Source organism: Dialister sp. CAG:357, assembly GCF_000435155.1.
GTDB classification, from domain to species: domain Bacteria; phylum Bacillota; class Negativicutes; order Veillonellales; family Dialisteraceae; genus Dialister; species Dialister hominis.
The window spans coordinates 9,774-30,878 of record NZ_FR896372.1 but is presented as its reverse complement, the minus strand read 5'-3'; the positions used below and the strand labels follow the sequence as shown (position 1 = coordinate 30,878).

Genomic DNA, 21,105 nt, shown 5'->3' with positions numbered 1-21,105 from the left:
TCTTTTATTTTAGCATGGATGAAACCAATAGTGAAATATCGATTGCACCATTGATTTATCGGAAATAAATGAAATAGACTGCGGCAAGCGATGCGGCAAAGGTAATGAGCCAGAGGCTTCCTGCCTGCGAGCGCTGCGCTTTCCACCTTGCATTTTTTTCTTCTTCCGTTTCAGGTCTTGTTTCCACTCTCTTCCCCTTCACGCGGCCAAGCATGAAAAGGAGGACAAGCGCAGCCAGTTCAACGGCAACGGCCATACGCAAAGATTCCTCGGAAGGAAAAAGATCGAAAGCAATCAGAAGGCAGGGAAGGAAAATAATTGCCATCAGAAGAAACCGGAGAGGACGATACCAGACCGGATAAATAACGGTTGGTGATTTTTTTCGGGAAGCAGACCACATCCAGATGGTCTCAAGAAATCCTATGGCAAGAAATATCATTAAAAAGTCCATGTGAGCCTCCAAAGAGGAATATATTCTTCACTTATTTTGGCACAGTTTTGGCGATTTGTAAAAGAAAACGTCTATTTCTTCAGCAAAAAAGCTGCGGATCCACGCGAGTTCGCTTTCCGCAGCTCTTTATTGCTATATGATCACACCTTGCGGGCGCATTCTTCCAGCCTCTTATTGATTCTTCTGCCGGTTGGCGTCATGGCAAGGCCCGCCAGACTCGTTTCCCTGAGTTCCACAGGAAGTCTCCTGCCCACATCGTTCAAAGCTTCAATGACTTCATCGGGAGGTATGACGCTTCTGATGCCGCTCATGACCATTTCAACCGATGTCAGGGCGTGTACGGCATGGAATGCATTTCTCTTCACGCAGGGGACTTCGACAAGACCGCCCACCGGATCGCAGACAAGGCCTAAAATGTTCTTGACGGCAAGGGCAAAGGCATGCCCCATTTCCTCGGTCGTGCCGCCGATCAGATCGACAGCGGCCGCCGCTGCCATTCCGCAGGCCGTCCCGCATTCTGCCTGGCATCCGCCGACAGCGCCGGCAATCGATGCTTTCTCGGCAACGATTCTTCCTACGGCACCTGCCGTAAAGAGAGCTCTTGTAATATCTTCCTCACCGGAGTTTTCTTCTTCGGAAACTGCAGCAATGACAGCCGGAAGTATGCCGCAGGCACCTGCTGTCGGGCAGGCAACGACCCTGTGCATCTTCGCATTCGATTCCGCGGTTGCCAGCGCATAAGAAGCAGCCCTCTGGCAGATGGGGCTTAAGAAACGCATCTTCCCGTGATAGAGACGGCTTGCATCTCCTCCGACGAGGCCGCTTGCCGATTTTCCTGTATCAGACAGTCCCTGACGAATTGCATTCCTGAATACAGGAATCGTCTTTTTCATGCGGTTCCAGACTTCCTCACAGCTTTTTTCGCTCTCTTCTGCTTCTGCCCGGCAGGCAATGATGCCCGGGGAGCATTCCGCTTTATCTGCCAAATCAAACAATTCTTTCAGAGAATGATAAGTATACACAATAACCTCCTCTATATAATTTCAAGCGTCATTGCGCAGGATATATTCGGATTTGCCTTTTCAATACGTGCGGCCAGCTCTTTTGGTACATACTGGTCCGTATGGATGATCATGACAGCTTCCGTTCCCTTTCCCTTGCGGAAAAGGCGCATAGTTGAAATATTGATGTTTTCTTGAGCCATGATAGCGGATACATCGGCTACAATGCCCGGCACATCATGATGGCGTGTCAGGAATGTATATTCCTCGCCGTTGATTTCCACATCATAACCGTCTATTTCAGTAATCATGACGCGGCCGCCCCCAAGGGATCTTCCCACAACGGAGACCTTTGTACCGTTTACGCCTTCCGCATCAATTTTTGCTACATTGGGATGCCCTGCAACTTCATTGGAAAGGGAGAATGCAATATCGATTCTCTTCTCCTTTGCCGTTTCAAGCGCAGTCCTTATGATTTCGCTGTCAGGCGCATAGCCCATAAGGCCGGCCGCCAGAGCGCGGTTCGTACCGTGGCCCTTTCCTGTCTTTGCAAAAGAGCCGTACAAAGTAATGTGCGCTTTCTTCAATGGTTCTCCCAGGATGCGGCTGGCGATCAGGCCTATGCGCGCTGCTCCTGCCGTGTGAGAACTCGAAGGACCAACCATGATTGGTCCGATAATATCAAAAATACCCATGTTTCCCCCTTTTTTGAAAAGAAAAAATCTGCCGTTTCCAGCAGATCTCCCTTGACCTCGTGACAGTCTGCCCTCTATGGGATCCTGCATCGACCATAAATCGTTTAAGGCTGTCACTATTATATATTTTTATCATTGAATTGTCTATATAAGTTATAGTTCTTGTTCACTACATCGATATTCTTCTGAAAATGACATATTCTCATTTCCATTTGGTATTTACATCCAGTGGCTTAAATCAAAATCTTCGCCGATGGTTTCCCTGATGCAGATCTTTGCGATGTACATGCCCATGAGTGTCAGGGACGAGCGTCTCAGCATGCTGTTATCCCAGGCTTCGCGCATTTTTTCCAGTTCAGGAGAAATTTTGCCAAGCGTGTATTCCATTTCCTTCTTGTCATAAGGAACCGGTCTTGATTCCACGATGGCCAGGATGCCTTCCCTGCGGCCCGTATCCTCGATTCCCATATCATTCATCAGTTCGGAAAGCATGGATTCATCGACAGCAGCCGGCTTGTAGTAAGAATTATACAAGCTGGAGACGATGGACCCTTCCGGCCATGACGGATAGACGGAAAGGAGTTCTGCCTTCATGCAGCCCCTGAATGCGAAAATGAGCGGGTAGGAATCATGCAGTACCTGTCCGAATGCGATATCCTTGTTTTCAAGGGATACGCAGTGCAGGTATTCAAGCTGCTGATAACCGCTGTATTCATCGGGAAGCTTTCCGACAAACGGAACGACATACTTCTCGGTGTAGGATTTGAGGTGGCCTGCATCGTAATTGTCTGTATTTCTAGAGTAATGGAAAAGAAGAAGGAGCGCAAGGGCATGGAATTCGCTCTCATCCATGCGCGGCATAGCGCGGAGCGCATCATAGGCAAGAATGGTCTTCGTATCGGAACGGCTGCCATGCGCTACATCATAGAATGCGTCATTCACCATTTCAAGAACGGTGTCGGTCGGCATCATGACATAGGTGCGCTGTGCATTCTGGAGCGCTTCCTGCACCATGATATGCGTCAGCGTATCCACAGCTTCTTTTCTTCTCATATGGAGCCCGTCGATCAGGCGGTGCGTCACTTTCCTTGTATCCTGCTCAACCGTATGGGAAACGGCGCCGTAGCGGTTCAGGAAATGTTTGACAAAGTATTCTTCAAGGGAATCCACATCCGGTTCCTCATTGAGGATGACAGGATTGGGTTCTGGCGGGAACGGTCCCTTGGCATGCGGCACAGGATCCCTTTCTGCCGTTTTTTCCAGTTCTTCCTTGGAGAAAATTTTCGTCTTCTCCTCATCGGCTTCGGCTTTCTTCGTCTTTCCAAGCCTTGGTGGAAGAATCTGCGTCTTCTCATCCGTATAGAGCTTCTTTTCCTTATGCGGTTCGCTCTTGGGGAGAGGCACCTTCTTTACAATGTCTTCCCGTGAAGGAACTTCGGATGCCTTCTTTTCTATTTCACGGTGATCAGCCGTTTTCTTCCTTCCCGACACGCCGAAAAACATCATGTAGCAAATAAAGAAGAAAAGCAGCGCGACAGCTGCCAGTACGAGATACGGGATTATAAACATGAATTCACCTGATTTTCCATTACATTCGATTACACAAAATTCAGTTACATGGTATCATACTTTGCCATCGACTTCAAATAAGGGATAAAAATCAGGAAAACCGGTCATGACTTTTCATTCTTTTCCCAATGGTATAATTAAATTATATAAGGTAGAAATTAGAAAGGACTCATTATGGATAAAATCACTCTTGTTTCCAAAGGCGCGAGCCTTTCCATTTCGGATGAGAAACTGCTGATAAAATTCGACAGGGACATGAATTCCCTTTCCACCGCCCTCTGGGCAGGCGGATACAGAAGCATACGGTCTGCTCTTAATCAGAAGCTGACCGGGTATTATGAATCCCTTCAGGATTTCCCGGGAGGGTCGGTTGAGTCATACCTGAAGATCTGCGCAGAAGAAGTCACAGAAAGCCCTGAGAAATGTCCTTCCCTTCTGACCGCTGCCCGCGTCAGGCTCTATTCCCATAAAGTGCTTTCCGCGGGCGGCATGACCATAGAGGCCGTTACAACAGGCGGTGTTGAAAAGACAGCCTGCCGCGCTTCTTCCCCTGCCCTTTACAGGGAAGAAGACGAGCATTTCTTTCCGGTCGGAACAATCAACATGATGATCATTGCCAGCGGCTTCCTTCCCGAAGGTGTCATGGCAAGAGCCCTGATTACACTGACGGAAGGAAAATCCGCTGCCCTTCAGGACCTTGGGATCGCTGATGTCAATAACGGCCTTCCTGCAACAGGAACATGCACAGACGGCATTACCCTCATCTGTGATCCAGAAGGGAAAAAATACACGGATGCCGGATCTTTTTCCCTCCTAGGCTCTCTTCTTTCAAAGGCCGCCTATGAGTCGGTCAGGGACTGCATAGAAACATATGACCATCCCTGGAATGCCTCTTCCCTGCTAAGGACGCCTCCTGCCCAGGGCATTGACCGCTTGAGAAAACTCTCTGAAAAAAGCTGATCCGGCAGGCTTCCATTTACAGAGCATAAGTAATATTAGACAAAAGCACCATGCTTTGCTATGATTGGAAAAGATGATTCCATGTAATGAATAAAAGGAGTTGGTAAGGCTATGCCCTATGACGAGCGGACCATCGAAGAACTAAGTGAATCGGCAGAAATTACCCCTATGGGGATACAGCTTGAGGTGAATGCAGAAATATTCCAGACCATTCACAACCTGCTCTGCACTCTGAAAGGTGAGAAGGCCATACAGCCGGCAGATGAAGCGCGCCTTTATAAGCTCTGGCGTATGACCATCCATGAAATGTCTCTGATCGAACTCCGCAAGGGACATGGTCTTGCTATGTCTGCGCAAGTCGGCATGCTCAGGGAAGCTTATGCCATCGAAACGAAATACGTGCAGGATCAGATATTCCGTCCTGTGACAAGCGCCAAGCTGACGCGCCAGGTGATTGAAAAGGAAAGCAGGTTCGATCCTGCTGAAATGGATGATTTTTTTGAAAAGACGGTCTGGCCTTCTGTCACTGAAGGAAAGACGGGCCACAAAAAATATCCCACTGCCTTTATCATCGCAGGCCAGCCCGGATCAGGAAAAACCCGCATGTCATCCATGGTCATTGAAGACTATGACGGCGATATCATCCAGTCCATGAGCGACAACTTCCGCGGTTTCCATCCGCGCTACAAACAGCTTCTGAAGAAATACGGACAGTACGCTGCCTGCTTCTCCATGGCGCAGGGCCAGTACCTGTCTGACCTTACGATGAAGAAAGCGGGAGAAGAAGGCTACATCATCCTTCAGGAAGGATCGCTGGAAAATGTAGCCCACACGATGAATTACATCAGCTACCTGAAGGAAAAGGGGTACACCATCTGCGTTCTTCTAAGGGCCTGCCCCAAGAAGGAAAGCTGGAAGGCCATCCATCAGCTCTTCCTCCAGCAGAGACTCAAAGCGCCTGGACTCTCCCGCCTGATCACCAAGGAATTCCATGATAAAGCATGCCTCTCCTTCCTTTCTGCAACGAATGATCTTGTTGCCCAGAATCTGATGGACAGGCTCATCATAAAAAGTCCGAAAGGGCTCCTTTACGACAGTGACGACATGCCGACGGAAAAAGTCAGCGAACTTCTTTCCAAGCGCATGGTTAAATAAACACAGAGGCTGTGACAAAATGTGCAATCATTTATTCACAGCCTTCTTTTTATTGAATGACACGAGGAAGGGAACGACCCCGCATTGCTGAAGGCCTGAAAAAAAGGCAGGCAGCATGACTGTATTCCGTCCCTTTTTCATGAGGTTATGAATGAATGCGAAAGAACTTTTAGTCAAAACGGCTGCGTCTTTGCAACTCGATGCCTGCGGCGCAGCATCAGTGAATTTTTCTGAAAAACTTTCAGAAAGGCTTACTGAAGCAGGAACCATTCCCTTTGCGCCCGCTGACATAAAGGAACGGATAGATACGGAAGCCCTCCTTCCGGGGAGCCGCTCCTTTTTTGTCATCCTTTTCCCCTACCGCCCATCCCACAAGGAGGAAGGAAATATTGCGCTGTATGCAAGAGGGCTTGATTACCACAAAATGATCCAGTCCTACCTTGACCGCATTATCGGCGTGATGAGAAATGCATATCCGGAAGCAAGATTCAGGGGCCTTGCCGATACGTCCCCCATGGTCGACCGCTGGCTTGCCTATGCTGCAGGGCTTGGATTTTTCGGGAAGAATCACTGCATCATCAATCCAAAGTACGGCTCCTTCTTCACCATCGGATCCATACTGACGACCCTTGAGCTTTCGCCTGATTCCCCGCTCGATCTTTCCTGCGGCGAATGCAGGGAGTGCTTCTACCACTGCCCGGGCCACGTCATCCGCGAGGATTCCTTCGATGTATGGCACTGCAAATCCTACCTGACGCAGAAAAAGGAAGCGCTGACTGAAGAAGAGGAAAAAATCATCGCAAGGACGCCTCTTATTTTCGGCTGTGATGAATGCCAGCTCTGCTGCCCGTTCAACAAGAACGCCGCCGTCTCCCCTCTTCCCGAAATCAGGGAAAACAGGTTTCCCTTCCTTACCCGTGAGAAACTGGAATCCTATTCCAACCGTTCCTTTGACAAGGAAATGAGGGAATATGCTTTTGCATGGAGAGGAAGAAAAGTGCTTCTTAGAAATCTGGATCTTACAGAAAAAGATTCCGGAAAATAATTCAACAGAAAGGGGCTTTAGCAAAATGACTGTTCATTTTGCTAAAGCCCCTTTTATGTACTCTGTTTTGTATCCTGTTTTAGAAAGAGAACAGGCTGATCTGTTCCTCATCAGGCATATTTTTCAGAATGCCCATGGAATCCATGGTGTCGATGATACTCTGGCTGACCTTGCCGCGTTTCTTCAGATCTTCCTTCGATGTGAAAAGATGCTCGTCCCTGGCACGTACAATTTCCTTTGCCACAGCATCCCCTAAGGCAGGAATACAGTTGAAAGGAGGAAGGAGCTTTCCGTCCACCATCTTGAATTCGGATGCATCCGAGCGGTCAAGATCGATGGGAAGGAATTCCATGCCGCGAAGGTACATTTCCGCGGCGACTTCAATGACAGTGGCATTGCCCTTCTCGACGGCTGTCGAATGTTCAAGCGCTGCAATGCGGGCGAGTTCCGCCTTCTGCGATTCAAGCCCCTTCAGGATGACCGGTGCATTGAAAGACCCTTCTGCGCGGATGGTAAAGTACGCCGCATAATAAGCAAGCGGCTGGTACACCTTGAACCATGCGATGCGGAATGCCATCATAACGTAAGCGACAGCATGGGCTCTCGGAAAGAGGTATCCGATCTTCAGGCAGGAATCGATAAACCACTGCGGTACATGGGCAGCATCAAGTTCTGCCTTGTTATTGGAACCGCCCTTTTCAAGCCCCTTGCCCTTACGGACATTTTCCATGACCTTGAATGCAGTCAGGGGTCTTACGCCATGTTCAATCAAATAGTTCATGACGTCGTCTCGGGTGGAAATGGCTTCTTCCAGTTTGACTGTGCCGCTTCGAATCAGATCCTGCGCATTGTTCAGCCATACGTCGGTCCCGTGGGAGAATCCGGAAATTCGTACCAGTTCGGAGAAGTTCTTCGGCCTGGTATCTTCCAGCATGCCGCGGACAAAAGGCGTCCCGTATTCAGGAAGCCCGAGGGCTCCTACGGTAATCCCCTTGTTCCCGATCACGGCTCCAAGCTGCTGCGGCGTAAGGCCCAGTGCTTCAGTGGAGCTGAAGAGAGACAATGTCTTCTTGTCATCAAATGGAATCTTAAGCGGATCGATGCCCGTAATATCCTGGAGCATGCGGATAACCTTAGGATCATCGTGGCCCAGGATATCCAGCTTGAGCATACGGCCCGAGATGGAATGGTAATCGAAATGGGTGGTAATGGTTCCGGGGATGCGGTTTCCTTCTTCATCCTTCAGGTACTTCTTGTTGGCCGCATACTGCAGAGGCGTGAAGTTATGGATGTCCATATCCCTCGGGCAGACCATGATGCCTGCCGGATGCTGGCCCGTCGTCCTCTTGACGCCTGCCACGCCGGCAGAGAGCTTTTCAATGAAGATATCGTTGAAGGTGAGTCCTCTGTTTTCCGCATACTTCTTGACGAAACCGTAGGCTGTCTTGTCCTGGATGCCTGCAATGGTCCCTGCGCGGAAAACATTGTCACGGCCGAAGAGTTCTTCCGTGTACTTATGGGCAACGCCCTGATCATCCCCTGAGGAGAAGTTAAGATCGATATCAGGGACCTTATCACCGTCGAACCCGAGGAAAACGGCAAACGGAATATTATGGCCGTTCTTGTTGAGCGGATGACCGCATTCCGGGCATGCCTTGTCAGGAAGGTCAAAACCGCCGCCGACGGAGCCGTCGGTATAGAAATGCGTCCAGTGGCAGTTCGGGCAGACATAGTGCGGCGGAAGCGGATTGACTTCCGTAATGCCGGACATGGTAGCAACGAAGGATGAACCGACGGATCCTCGTGAACCTACCAGGTATCCTCTGTCATTGGAATGTTTTACAAGCTTGTGCGCAATGTAGTAGAGGACGCCGTAGCCGTGCTTGATAATAGGCGTCAGTTCCAGTGTCAGGCGCTCCTGCACTTCTTTGGGAAGCGGGTCTCCGTAAATGGCCTTGGCATTGGAATAGCACATTTCCACCAGTTTTTCATCGGCGCCGGAAATTTTCGGGTTGTAAGACTTCCATTCCTCGGCAAGAGGATGGAGGACTTCGCATTCTTCTGCAATCCTTCTCGTATTTTCCACGACGATTTCAAGCGCTTTTTCCTTGGGGAGATAGCTGAATTCATCCAGCATTTCCTGTGTCGTCCTCATGTAGACCGGCGGATGGGATTCAATCTTCCCCGGTTTTTCCCAGTTGGAAAGAAGGATGTCGCGGTTTCTCTGATCCTCGGCAAACATATAATGCGCATCAGACGTAGCGCAGACAGGCCGTCCAGCCTTTTCGCCGATTTCAATGACCTTCCGGTTCAGATCCTGCAGATCCTTTTCCGAATTGACTTCGGCAAACTTGTCGTCATTGATCAGGAATTCATTATTTCCAAGAGGCTGCACTTCCAGATAGTCATAGAACTTCGCCATCTCGATCAGTTCTTCATCACTTTTTCCTGCAAGAACTGCGCGGAAGAATTCGCCCATGACGCAGGCCGAACCGTAAATCAGCCCTTCGTGGAGTTCCTTTAAGATTGGTTTTGGTATCAGAGGACGCTTCCTGTAGAACTTCAGATGGGAAAGCGTGACCATGCGGTAGAGATTTCTAAGGCCCGTGACGTTCTTGGCCAGGATGATGATATGGTTGTACTGCTGCCTGTCCGTATCGGGATCGGCAGGGATATCTTCAATCATGTACCCTTCCATGCCGTAGATGACCTTCTGCTTGTACTTGTCCGCCAGATCCTGGATCTTTGGGAAAGCCTGTATGACGCCGTGGTCTGTAATTGCAACGGCCGGATGATGCCACTTGGCAGCCGTCTTGATGATTTCCTCATTATCGATCAGTCCGTCCAGGCTCATCTTCGTATGGAGATGGAGCTCGACGCGGGGCGTCGGATAATCGTCTTCATGATCGATCTTGATGATTTTTCCTTTTTCCACCTGCTGCAGTTCAAGGACAAGGCCGCCGGAATACTTGTCAAAGCGTACGTTGCCGCGCACCTTGACTGCCATCCCTGCCTTCAGTTCTTCCAGTCCGCCTGCTTCTTCCGGGCGGTCGAAGAATTTCTTGCAGGAAATGCCGTTCGTTTCATCGGAAAGGCTCATCAAAAAGAGCTTCTTCTTGCTCCTAAGTTCCCTCATTTCACAATTAATGACAGTGCCCACAAAAACGACCCCGTCTGCCTCATCAGTGATTGTGCGGATTTCAACGGGATTTCCGGTAATATGCTTCTTGCCAAGGTACATGCCATTGACAGCCCCTGAAGCATTCTTCTTTGGAGAGGAAACAAATGCAGTCTTTGGAAGAACGCTTGCAAGGTCGGGAAGAATATCAGGCATTGCAAATTCAGAAGGCCTCTCATCTGCGATAGATGCCTCCTCCCTGCCGCTTTGTGAAGCAGCTGCCTCTATTTCCTCTGCCGAAGGGAGAGGCGAAAGAGGAGCCGCGCCCGCTTCCTCATATCCGTATTCATCCGGAGGCGGCACATCATCCGGCATCATTTCTTCAGGCGGCATGTATGAGCCCTGCGGCGCAAAATCATCCGTCTCGCTCTCAGGCATGAATTCTTCGGGATATGAAGTCTTTCTGGCAGCTGAAAAAGCGCTTAATATATCTTCGGTCATATCATCCCCGTTGACGTAGATGGACTCCAGGCAGCGGATCGATTCACCCATGGATATCAGCGTTTTGACAGCAGCATCTTTATCATCAGCTTTGACATACCAGGCTCTGCATTCCGTATCCACTTCAAGAAGCGTGATGACGGAACCTTCCTTTCTTGATTTCAGCTGGTACTTGCCCATTAACCCTGCTCCTCCTTCAATAGAAAATCGCCTATCATTATACCGCATTTCATGCGGAAGGGTTTATTCCGTTTTGTCATTACCTTCAGACTTTGCTTTATCCTCATCAGCTTTTCGGTCAGATTCGCTCTTGTAGGTGATGACTGTATCTACGGGATCATAATCGGAGTAGAACGTATCGTGATACGTCCTTCCGCCAGCCCATTTGACATTCTGTGTGACGACGACATGGCGTCCGTCATGTCCCTCGTCTGTCTTTTTGTTTTCCTTCTGTGACGGATCTATTTTCGTTTTCGTCTTATTCGGAATCACATCGTTCTTGTCTGTGGAAATATCCACATAAGACGGCTTGTCCTCCCTGTTTCCAAGGATATAAATCGTGACGCTTCCGGGCGTATAGTCTGAATAGAGATAAACACCGTGCTTCAGATCATTGTGGAAGGCAAAATCAATGATGCCTTCAGCGACTGTCGCATCCCTGCCGATTGGTGCATAGTGGATGGGCGAATAATGGTTGGCTCTCTGCGTAATTTCAAGGCCTGAAAGAAGCGCCGCATTGAAGAGCGTCGTACTTACCTGGCAGACGCCTCCGCCTATGCCGGGTTCAAGCTTGCCATTGATGATGACCGGCGCTTCCTGATAGCCGTTTTCCTTCGACCTTGCGCCTGTCGCCTGATTATAGGAGAATGACTCCCCTGGCTTCACGTAGACGCCTTTAATGCTCTTGGCCGCAATTTCAATGTTCTTGTCGCGGCTTCCGTCGATCCCGAATTCCGTGGTGTACCTTCCAAGGACAACATTGACCTCCTTGGCTTCCTTTTCCGTCAGATCCGGTTTCTTCTCATCAAGGACGGAAACATCTGCTTCTCCGCTTGTTCCGTTTGACAGGATCCTTCCTGCATCTGCCAGGAGCGCCTTTTCGTCAAACTTGAGATAAGGGCGGCCTCCGGAGAAGGTGACAAACCCGTCTCCATGGAAAGAAGGCTCTGCATTGACAGGAGGCTTTCCGTATTCAGAAGCCAGTGCTTTGACCTTATTCCCGAGCGCCCCATCATCATACGATGCCATCCAGTGCACAGCATCTCCTATGACAAGGGCATGCCAGCGGTCATACCAGATTTTCGCTATATTCCCATCACGGCCTGCTTTGAGTGCCTTATCGATTTCATCGTCTTTATAATGAACAGAAAAATCAGAAAACTTCCATGCTTCGTCAATGACGCCGTCTGCGCTTTTCACAGCCAGCACGTCCGTCTTCAGTTCCTCATTTTTCTCATGCATGAGAGTTTCCAGTTCTTCCCTGCTCATTCCCCCTGCCGGAGTTCCATTGATCCTTACGCCCGGAATGACTCTGTCCGTTCCGGCCCAAAGGAAAGGCGCTGCTCCTGCTGTGAGGATTATGACAGCGCAAACAGCCCCCGCTATTCTTTTTATTCTAAGCCGGCTCACTATTCTACCTTCGTTCCATACAATATTTCAGAAAAAGATCTTTGAGACTCATGTCTCTGTCCCCCATTCTCTTTTTCAGTTGGTAATTAAAAATTCCAAGAAGCATCCATTCTGCATCCTTCTCGGTGACTTTATCCGCATCCCGTTTCAGATAACGGTATGCATAAGGAGAGCGCATGCCGAGCGCTTCCCTGATTTTCGATTCAGGCATCCTTGCTCTTTCCATTTCCTTCAGAATCTTTATATTCCTGAATTTGGAAGAAATAAGGCCCAGCCCGCTGATTTCTGTCGAAGTGTCTTTGAACACCTTGTCTGTGCTTTCCAGGATCTGCTTGACCTTCTTGGAAAGGAGTGCGTCTGCAAAGGCAAAGACGCCCTGATTCACGTATCCCGGAAGTGAAAACTCCAGAACACGCTTGGGCACCGTCACCCGTTTTCCCGTCATCAGGTCGATTTTTTCAACCTCGACCTCAAGAAGAGGCCGGGAAACATTTTCCCATGTGGACAGGACTTCTTCCAGATATTCCCTTGCTTCCGGTTCAAAGCTCTTTCCCCGTTCCCCCAGGATCTGCGCCATGATGCCGGCTGCCTGATCCGGCTTGATGAAGCCCATCTCTTCTGCCACGCAGAATTTTTTCAACTCTTTGACAACCTTCGTCCTTGCGTCCGGCTTTCCTTCAAAAAGCATGATAAGAAGCGTCTCTTCAGGGATTTCTCTTGCTGTTTCCAGAAATTCCTTCTGCTGCTCTTCTTCCTTTTCTGATTTTACAGCCTTTTTCAGGAAGAATGGATTCTGGATCAGGACTGCCGTATCTGATGAAAAAAGGGACTGCCCGCAAAGGGCATTCCTGTATTCCTCAAAGCTTCCCTTACCCTCAAAGTAAGCGGGTTCCGGCGGGTTTCCCTTAAAGTATGTATTTAATATGTCTGACTTTCTCTCATTAAGAAGAACCGGGTCGTCCCCGTAAAGGAAGTAGCAGTTCTTCTTCACTTCATTCAGCGCCATAGACCTTTACCTTTTAATTCCCATTTTTCCCTGAAAACCGCCGTCTGCATTCCATCTTCATAGACATTGGCTGCAGGGATTCCCATATATTCAAAAATTTCCGCATCCTCATAGGATTTGGTCAACCTGCTTCCTGCATAGACGGCTGCCTCTGGATGAATCGCGGAAACCTCTTCCTCAGTCAGAGAATCTGCCTGTTTTCTGCTCCCTGCCATCCAGAAGAGGCCAGGCGGATACTTTGTATCCGTAAGCAGTTTATTTCCTGAAAAAAGGACGCCGGCCTCATCAAAGGAAACAAGCCAGCTGCTTCCGTTTGTCCTGAAAATCATATCATCCACTTTTGCGCTGCCGCCCTGGATCATGCGGACGTGAGCCTGCTGACCAGCTAAAAGCTCGCGGCAGATTTTTTCCGGATCGCCTCCCGTCACCCAGATTTCCTTGATCGGAATCGTCATGGACAGAGGAATAGGGTTTTTGGCGTCTTCCAGATTCAGCAGAAGGATGTCGGCTGCAAAAATGCCCTCATACCCGAGAAGGGAGTTCCATTCCCAGACGGAAGTCCTTGAAGCAAGGCTGCCGCTCTTATAGTATAGTATTTTTCTGCCGTCTTTTACAAGAACAGCCCCCTGATCCGGACCGAGCTCGGGGACAAGCACGTATGTGGACGGCGCAGAAATCCAGAGAATAATGACGATTGCAGTACTTAAGGGAAGAATCAGCATAAAAATACTTCTCCATATTTTAGATGCAAGGATTTTCTCCCTGAAATAAAGAAAGGCGACTGTGATATAATAGCAGGCCGTCTCTGCAGCATTGAGTCCTCCGATGCCGATCGACGCCTTCGGCCAGCCTGACATCCACTGGTTCATCCGGATGCCTGCCCATAAGAGGTAATCCGAAACGTAGAGAATCCCGGCCGCAAGGGGCGTAAAGATCAATGCGATGACGGATGCCATGAGCCCTGCAATGATAACCCATTCAAGGAACGGCGTCACAATGAGATTGGCAGGAATGAAAAACAGCGGAAATACATGAAAGTCATAGAGCACGATGGGCATCGTAAATACCTGCGCCGCCGTGGAAAGCGCCGTTCCTTCCCGCACCTGCACGGGAAGGCGGGGAAATCTTTTGAAGAAGTAAAGAAGCGGCTTGTAAAATATCAGGATACCGGCAGATGCGCCGACGGAAAGCTGGAAGCTCACATCAAAGAGGAAAAACGGATCCCACAAAAGCATCCCTGTAACAGCAGCGCCTAAAATATTGACGGCTGTTTTCTCCCTGTCAAAGAAAAGTCCGGCCACAGAAAGGATCCCCATGATGGCGGCTCTCAGGACAGGAGGGACAAATCCGGCAAGCCCTGAATAGAAAAGGACCAGAATGATGGCTCCGCCAATAACAAGCTTCTTTGGAAGGTGCATCCATTTTCCCAGGAAGTAAAGGAAGCCGAAGATAAGCGCCACATGCGATCCCGAAACGGAAAGGATATGGACGATCCCTGTCGCGGAAAAAGAGCTCATGACTGATTCCGGGATTTCATTATAGCTGCCTCCAAAAAGGAGCGTCATCATGATGTGGAGCCTGACGGGATCCATGTAGGGAGAAAAGGTATCCATGACCTTTCCCTTGATGAGTTCGGCTGCCTTTTCGGCCCGGTATTCTCCGGAATCGCCCAGAGATCTGACTGACTTTTCATCCTCGGTATAGATGCGCCCTATGATGCGGCGGCTTCTGTACCTGCTTTCCAGATCGATTTTCCCGGGGTTGTCATAAATCCTGATCGGCGTCATTTCCCCTTTGACGGAGAGTTTCACGCCCGGCCCGTAAATCTCCTTAGGATTTGTCTCATAAACATAGGCGAACCCCTTAAGCGGCTTTTCTGTGCCGTCTTTGTAACGGATATCTTTTAATTCAGCAGTATACCTGGCATACCCTTCCCCTTCCCGGTTGACGACAGGAGGCTCTGTCACGACAGCCGTATACGTCCCTTCGGCATGAAGCGCCCAGGAGGACTGCGCCTTCCATACTTCGTCAGCAAGATGCATGCGGCCCATTCCGCAAAGGGAAATAAAAAAAGCGCCGCACAAAATAAGGACGGCTTCTTTTTTATGTGTTATTTTTATGGCTGCTAAGGCAGGCAGCACAAAAAAGACGGCAGCAGCTGCGATTCCCTCATAAAGAGGAAGACTGCCGTAGAGGAATATGCCGAATGAAAGACAGAGAGCACTCCAGAACAGGCCGTACTTCATACTCATAGAGTAATTTTATCCGCCAGTTTCGCATATCTTCCATCGCTTATGGATGGAACCTTCTTCAGATCCTGCTTCTCGGTGAAGTACCCGTTTTCCTGCCTGTACTTCACAATCTTTTCAGCCGTCACTGCGCCGACTCCGGGGAGTGCTTCCAGTTCCTTCGCTCCGGCCGTATTGATATTGATGAGACCTCTTGCTGCGGGATCGCTGCGGTCAGGGTTGAGCGGGATGTAAATCTTCATGCTGTTTTCTATGGGCGCTGCCATATTGACAGCTTCCACTTCTGCATAGGGAAGGACATCGCCTGCTGCCTTGACGGCATCATAGTAATGGCTTCCCTTCGGGAGTTCATAGACGCCTGGTTCCTTTACAGCGCCTACGACATACACGAGAAGCTTGTCATCCTTTTCATTGTTCCCTGCCTCGGCAGTCACGACGACCGGCTTCTCCTCTTCACGCAATGAAAAAGGATCGAATACAAAAAGCGCCGTCCCTAAAAGAATAAGACCTATGCATAGGCAGAGTATAGTCATCCTTCTGCTTTCTTCATGATCCTGTTCCATGGAATTGCTCCTTGTTTCAATCCTTCAGGCATTGCCTGCATCCATACCAAAGAAGAGTCCCAGGAGCGCCTGGAACTCTTTTGCTGCTCCTTCGTAATTTCTTACTTTTTATTTCCGTTGTCTTCAGCCTGTTCCTGCTGCTGGCGTGCAGCTGCAGAGTTGGAATCAATCAGGCTCTGACGGTTCTTCTTCAGGCTGTCCAGTACGTTTTCCATGTTGGTTTCCACGTACTTCAGCACATCGGTTGCATAAGTAACAGAGCTGGTGCGCAGTTCTTCTGCAGACTTATTGGCAGAGGAAATCACTTCATTGGCTCTTTCCTGTGCCTGCTTGACCAGTTCGCTTTCTTCTGTAATGCGGGCGATATAGTCCTTTGCCTGGGCAACGGTGTCTTCTGCCTTCTTTTCAGCATCGAGCATGATTCTTTCCTTATCAGCCACAATGCGGCGGGCACTTTCAAGCTCGTTTGGCAGGGACTGGTTGATGGCATCAATCAGTCTTTCAATTTCGTCCTTGTCCACCATTTTCTTATTGGTGAACGGCACTTCATTTGCACTGTTAATTACATTTTCAAGTTCTTCCAGAAGTTTTCTCGTATCCATAACAAGCAGCCTCTCATTTCTTAATAGAATTCATTTTCCTGTGTATCATTTCCTGTACGTATGGCGGCACCATTTTGCTCACATCCCCGTTAAAATGGGCCAGCTCGCGGACACCGGTTGAGGAAAGGAAGGAATAGCGGCCGTCCGTCATAAAGAAGGCAGTTTCCAGAGTCGGTGCAATCTGCTTGATCATCAGCGCGCGCTGGAATTCATATTCGAAATCGCTGAACGCTCTGAGGCCTCTGATCAGAAGATGGCAGTCTCTCTTTGCTGCGTATTCATTAAGAAGACCGTCGAAGGCATCCACTTCCACGTTAGGAATATCCTTGGTTGTTTCCCTAAGCATATCCAGACGCTCCTCGGTGGTGAACATGTAATGTTTTGTCGGGTTCAGAAAAGCGGCGACGATCAGTTTATCGACCATCTGCGCGCTTCTTTTTATAATATCAAGATGACCATAGGTTACCGGATCAAAACTTCCCGGGCATATAGCTAATTTCATGGATTAAACTCCCTCTGTAGTTCTGCAACGCAGATAAGTAACAACAATGGCGCCGGATTTCTTCTCTTTCCAGAGGTCGAGCCTGTCTTCGAAAAGGGAAAGGTCCGGTGCTTCGGACACGGAGTGTTCCGCAACAATAATAGCATCATCACTGCAGATCCCGCAAGATAGTATCTCCTTCAGGATCTCATTGATATACCCCTTGCGGTATGGCGGATCCATGAAGATATAATCAAAGCTTTTGCCACCTAAGAGCTTCAAGGCCGGCGTGACGTCTCTTGCGATGACCTTCACCTGCCCGCTCATATGGCAGCGCTCTGCATTCTTCCTGATAATATCACTTGTTGTCCTGTCTATGAAGACAGCTTCTGCCGCTCCGCGGCTCAAGGCTTCAAGCCCCATGGCTCCGGTTCCGGCGAAAATATCCAGAACCTTCGCTTCTTCCAGTCCCACATTAGCAAGAACATTGAAAATGCTCTCCCTCACTCTTCCAAGAGTGGGCCTTGTTGTATTCTTACCTGCCGGGGACAGTAAAATCGTACCTTTTGCTTTGCCGCCTACAATTCTCATTCTTAATTTTCCTTATAGTGATCTGTATCAAACGGGCAGCCCGTCAATCCGCACTTAGCTAGATTATAGCATAAACGGACTATATTGAAATAAAATTTTTTATGCTTTCTTCAGAAAGATATTCCATTCATGCATAAAGAATTTATATTTCTCCGCGTAATTTCTTCCGCCAGATGCCGAAAACACAGGAATCCTTTAAAACAGCATTACCCCTACCGGCATCCGATAAGGGTAACATCAAGGCAGACTGATGAATTCGTATGGATTAAAGAGATTCCGTCGGATACGTTTCAGACTCTGCTTTCTTGGCTCTTGCCATCAGTACTTCCAATGCCTTTCTTGCTGTATGCTCCCCATTGATCAGGCAGCATACTTCTTCTGTGATCGGCATGTCAATATGTTCTCTTTTGGCAATTTCATGGACAAGGAGCGCTGTACGCATTCCTTCAACGACCATATTCGTTCCTTCAACGATTTCCTTCGCTGTCTTTCCCTCGCCCATCATGACGCCGGCCGTATGGTTGCGGCTGTGCGAGCTCGTGCAGGTAACGACAAGGTCTCCCATGCCGGAAAGGCCGAAGAATGTATTCATCTTGGCACCGAATCTGACACCGAATCTTGTCATTTCAACAAGTCCGCGTGTCATCAGGGCAGCGCGGCTGTTGTCGCCCAGTTTGATTCCGTCAAGCACGCCGCAGGCAAGAGCCATGATATTCTTCAAAGCTCCGCCGTATTCGACGCCGCGGATATCATCACTTCTGTACACCCTGAATACAGGGCTCATGAAAAGATCCTGGACGATCTGGACTGCCTCAGGCACTTCAGAGGCAGCAACGGTTGCGCATGGAAGGCCGGCGCCGACTTCTTCGGCGTGGTTCGGTCCGGACAAAGCAACAATCCTGTCCGTAATCCCTGCCACCTTTTGGGCAATGACCTCGGAAAGGCGGTGGCCTTCATCATCGGCAAGGCCCTTGGATGCAGAAACGACGACTGCATCTTTTTCAAGCCATTTGGCAATTTTGCCTGCCGTATCAGCCACAGCCTTTGACGGCGTGCAGATGACGACGCAGCCCGCGCCTTCCACTGCTTCCTTCAGATCACTGGTAATACGGATAACCTCCGGAAGATGAACTCCGGGCAGGTATTCCTTATTTTCCCTCTCGCGATTGAGCTTTTCTGCCGTTTCCGGCTTCCTGCAGTACAAGACAAGGTCTTTATGACGGCCGGCAAGGGAAATCATCATAGCTGTACCCCAGCCGCCAGCACCTATCATGGCTATTTTCACAAGACTTACCTCTTTTCTCTGGTAATCGGCTTTTCTTCCCCTTTCAGGAGCCTTTTGATGTTATCTTTGTGCTTCCCGATAACAATCACGGCTGCCAGAGCTGCGAATATGACATATTCGGCAGAAGCGCCTTCAATGAGAAGGACAAGAGCTACGACAGGGGCAGCTATGATGGAACTTAAAGACACGATGTGCTTTGCCTTGAAGACAAGAAGCCACACGGCAAAGGCACAAAGAACAGCCGGAGCTGAAATATAAGCAAAGGCGCCAACGCCGCAGGCAACGCCCTTCCCGCTCTTGAAGTGCAGGAAAATGGACCAGTCATTCCCTACGATGGCTGCGATAGCGCATGCCAGAACGATGAGCGGATCAGGCATCCCCAGATGAACGGCGATGAATCCTTTCAAAAAGTCACAGATAAATACGGAAAGGCCGGCAACAACGCCAAGCTCGCGATATGCATTCGTTGCACCGATATTGCCGCTTCCCGTCTTTTTAAGATCGACATGGTAAAATACTTTGCCAATGATATACCCGCTTGGGATTGCGCCGATAAAATAGGAGAGCACAATCCATAGGAATGATTCCATCAGTCGTCTCCACCATCCTTCTTGCTTCTGATAACAATGCGGATAGGCGTCCCTTCAAAGCTGAACGCTTCTCTCAGCCTGTTTTCCATGAAACGGACATAGGAGAAGTGGATCAGGTTGGCGTCATTCACAAACATGACAAACGTTGGCGGACGAATCCCTACCTGCGTCATGTAGTAAATCTTTGCTACGCGGCCGGAATGTGCCGGCGGCGGATTGACCATCTTGGCATCTTCGAGAAGGTCATTGAGAACAGCGGTCGGAACACGAAGGCTTGCCTGTTCTGCCACTGCATAGATCATGTCGCCAAGACGATGGATTCTCTGCTTGGTAAGAGCCGATCCGAAAAGAACCGGCGCATAGGATGCAAAAGGAAGTCCTTTTCTGATTTCCTTTTCAAACTCAACGTTTGTTGTATTTCCTTTTTCAATGGTATCCCATTTATTGACGAAAAGGATCAGGCCCTTCCCTGCTTCATGGATGTAGCCTATGATCTTCTTATCCTGCTCTGTCAGCATATCCTCGGCATCCAGAATGAAGATGGCTACGTCGCAGTTGTCGATAGCGCGGATTGAGCGGATGACGCTGTATTTTTCAACAGGCTCATCAATCTTGCTCTTCTTTCTCATGCCGGCTGTATCGACCAGCACGAATGTCTTGCCCTTGAACTTCCATACGGAATCGACTGCGTCGCGCGTCGTTCCCATTTCGTCAGCTACAAGGGATCTCTGGTATCCGAGAAGCGAATTGATCAGCGTGGATTTCCCGACATTCGGACGGCCTACGATGGCAGTACGGATAATGTCTTCGGAAGACTCTTCCGTTCTTGCCGGGAAGCCTTCCGTGATGCGGTCGAGAAGTTCGCCGAAGCCCAGACGGTTGACGGCAGAAATTCCGACCGGATCCCCGAGTCCGAGCGAATAAAATTCATAGACATCCATTTCCTGGTTTTCACTGTCTACTTTGTTGACGCAGAGAACAACCGGTTTGCCTGTCCTTCTGAGAAGTCCTGCGATTGTTTCATCGTCTGCTGTCATTCCTGTCCTTGCATCCACAACGAAAAGAATAACGTCGGCTTCATCCATGGCCAGTTCTGCCTGCTGGCGGATGCCGCTGGAGATCTGGTCCCTTTCGTCCTTGAATTCAATTCCGCCCGTATCGATCAATGTGAACTCTCTGTCGAGCCACTTTACATCGCAATAAATTCTGTCTCTTGTTACGCCGGGGATGTCCTCTACAATGGAAACGCGCCGCTGCGCCAGACCATTAATGAGTGTCGATTTTCCTACATTCGGTCTGCCTACAATGGCTACGAGAGGTTTACTCATGATTCCCTGTCCTTTCCTTTGGACCTGTCATTGGTCCAGTAATCTTCTTATGTAAAATTCTATTCAGGATAGCAACACTTTCCCATTTTTATCCTTATAAAAAATTGTATGCCCTGCCCTTATAGATGTCAAGTTTATAGTTTACCATAAGAGCCCCTTTCCGTCTATGAGAAGTCATAAAGCAAAGAAAAGCTGCGATAAAGCAGGAAATGATAGAGAATACGCGGATTATCCCCTGATTTCTCCATTTTCACGTGGCATACAAAAAAAAGACCGCCGGCGGCGG

Annotated in this window: 18 protein-coding genes; 3 read left to right on the top strand and 15 right to left on the bottom strand. The window is 49.2% G+C overall.

The window, feature by feature from the left end:
• Nucleotides 1-55: 55 nt before the first annotated feature.
• The 4 genes from M3200_RS01525 to M3200_RS01510 all read right to left on the bottom strand — a co-directional run bounded on the left by M3200_RS01525 (nucleotide 56) and on the right by M3200_RS01510 (nucleotide 3,716).
• Nucleotides 56-451 (bottom strand): hypothetical protein, encoded by a 396-nt coding sequence (locus tag M3200_RS01525; protein WP_022381776.1) that lies wholly within the window; start codon nucleotides 449-451, stop codon nucleotides 56-58.
• Nucleotides 452-591: 140 nt separating this feature from the next.
• Nucleotides 592-1,473, bottom strand: coding sequence for an L-serine ammonia-lyase, iron-sulfur-dependent, subunit alpha (gene sdaAA / locus M3200_RS01520; RefSeq protein ID WP_022381775.1), 882 nt, complete (start codon nucleotides 1,471-1,473; stop codon nucleotides 592-594).
• Nucleotides 1,474-1,484: 11 nt separating this feature from the next.
• Nucleotides 1,485-2,147: an L-serine ammonia-lyase, iron-sulfur-dependent subunit beta gene (sdaAB, locus tag M3200_RS01515; protein ID WP_022381774.1), complete on the bottom strand. Its 663-nt coding sequence runs from the start codon at nucleotides 2,145-2,147 to the stop codon at nucleotides 1,485-1,487.
• A 219-nt stretch (nucleotides 2,148-2,366) separates the two neighbouring features.
• Nucleotides 2,367-3,716: an LPO_1073/Vpar_1526 family protein gene (locus M3200_RS01510; RefSeq protein ID WP_022381773.1), complete on the bottom strand. Its 1,350-nt coding sequence runs from the start codon at nucleotides 3,714-3,716 to the stop codon at nucleotides 2,367-2,369.
• Nucleotides 3,717-3,890: 174 nt separating this feature from the next.
• On the opposite strand from M3200_RS01510, the gene M3200_RS01505 reads away from it, so the two are divergent.
• From M3200_RS01505 to M3200_RS01495, 3 genes are all read left to right on the top strand, one after another.
• Entirely contained in the window at nucleotides 3,891-4,676 is a 786-nt protein-coding gene (locus tag M3200_RS01505; RefSeq protein ID WP_022381772.1) for an adenosylcobinamide amidohydrolase, read from the top strand.
• A 111-nt stretch (nucleotides 4,677-4,787) separates the two neighbouring features.
• Entirely contained in the window at nucleotides 4,788-5,831 is a 1,044-nt protein-coding gene (locus M3200_RS01500) for a zeta toxin family protein (protein ID WP_022381771.1), read from the top strand.
• 151 nt (nucleotides 5,832-5,982) lie between these two features.
• Entirely contained in the window at nucleotides 5,983-6,876 is an 894-nt protein-coding gene (locus M3200_RS01495) for an epoxyqueuosine reductase (RefSeq protein ID WP_022381770.1), read from the top strand.
• 79 nt (nucleotides 6,877-6,955) lie between these two features.
• On the opposite strand, the gene M3200_RS01490 is transcribed toward M3200_RS01495, so the two are convergent.
• The 11 genes from M3200_RS01490 to der form a co-directional block, all read right to left on the bottom strand.
• Nucleotides 6,956-10,675, bottom strand: coding sequence for a PolC-type DNA polymerase III (locus tag M3200_RS01490; RefSeq protein ID WP_022381769.1), 3,720 nt, complete (start codon nucleotides 10,673-10,675; stop codon nucleotides 6,956-6,958).
• Between the two features lie 63 nt (nucleotides 10,676-10,738).
• Nucleotides 10,739-12,124 carry a VanW family protein gene (locus M3200_RS01485; RefSeq protein ID WP_022381768.1) on the bottom strand — a complete coding sequence of 462 codons (1,386 nt, stop codon included), beginning with the start codon at nucleotides 12,122-12,124 and terminating at the stop codon, nucleotides 10,739-10,741.
• Nucleotides 12,125-12,128: 4 nt separating this feature from the next.
• Complete coding sequence (gene holA, locus M3200_RS01480; RefSeq protein WP_022381767.1) at nucleotides 12,129-13,130, bottom strand: DNA polymerase III subunit delta; 1,002 nt, start codon at nucleotides 13,128-13,130, stop codon at nucleotides 12,129-12,131.
• On the bottom strand, nucleotides 13,121-15,382 hold the full coding sequence (locus tag M3200_RS01475; protein ID WP_022381766.1) for a ComEC/Rec2 family competence protein: 2,262 nt from the start codon (nucleotides 15,380-15,382) through the stop codon (nucleotides 13,121-13,123). Before M3200_RS01475 ends, holA begins: the two co-directional genes overlap by 10 nt.
• Nucleotides 15,379-15,942 (bottom strand): ComEA family DNA-binding protein, encoded by a 564-nt coding sequence (locus tag M3200_RS01470; RefSeq protein ID WP_022381765.1) that lies wholly within the window; start codon nucleotides 15,940-15,942, stop codon nucleotides 15,379-15,381. The genes M3200_RS01475 and M3200_RS01470 overlap by 4 nt, the downstream gene beginning before the upstream one ends.
• Before the next feature lie 101 nt (nucleotides 15,943-16,043).
• Nucleotides 16,044-16,544 (bottom strand): hypothetical protein, encoded by a 501-nt coding sequence (locus M3200_RS01465; protein WP_022381764.1) that lies wholly within the window; start codon nucleotides 16,542-16,544, stop codon nucleotides 16,044-16,046.
• A gap of 13 nt (nucleotides 16,545-16,557) precedes the next feature.
• On the bottom strand, nucleotides 16,558-17,046 hold the full coding sequence (gene coaD, locus M3200_RS01460; RefSeq protein ID WP_022381763.1) for a pantetheine-phosphate adenylyltransferase: 489 nt from the start codon (nucleotides 17,044-17,046) through the stop codon (nucleotides 16,558-16,560).
• A gap of 3 nt (nucleotides 17,047-17,049) precedes the next feature.
• Nucleotides 17,050-17,616: a 16S rRNA (guanine(966)-N(2))-methyltransferase RsmD gene (rsmD, locus tag M3200_RS01455; RefSeq protein ID WP_022381762.1), complete on the bottom strand. Its 567-nt coding sequence runs from the start codon at nucleotides 17,614-17,616 to the stop codon at nucleotides 17,050-17,052.
• A gap of 265 nt (nucleotides 17,617-17,881) precedes the next feature.
• Nucleotides 17,882-18,901 carry an NAD(P)H-dependent glycerol-3-phosphate dehydrogenase gene (locus M3200_RS01450; protein ID WP_022381761.1) on the bottom strand — a complete coding sequence of 340 codons (1,020 nt, stop codon included), beginning with the start codon at nucleotides 18,899-18,901 and terminating at the stop codon, nucleotides 17,882-17,884.
• 5 nt (nucleotides 18,902-18,906) lie between these two features.
• Entirely contained in the window at nucleotides 18,907-19,491 is a 585-nt protein-coding gene (plsY, locus tag M3200_RS01445; RefSeq protein ID WP_022381760.1) for a glycerol-3-phosphate 1-O-acyltransferase PlsY, read from the bottom strand.
• Entirely contained in the window at nucleotides 19,491-20,819 is a 1,329-nt protein-coding gene (der, locus tag M3200_RS01440; RefSeq protein ID WP_022381759.1) for a ribosome biogenesis GTPase Der, read from the bottom strand. The genes plsY and der overlap by 1 nt, the downstream gene beginning before the upstream one ends.
• Between the last annotated feature and the right edge of the window lie 286 nt (nucleotides 20,820-21,105).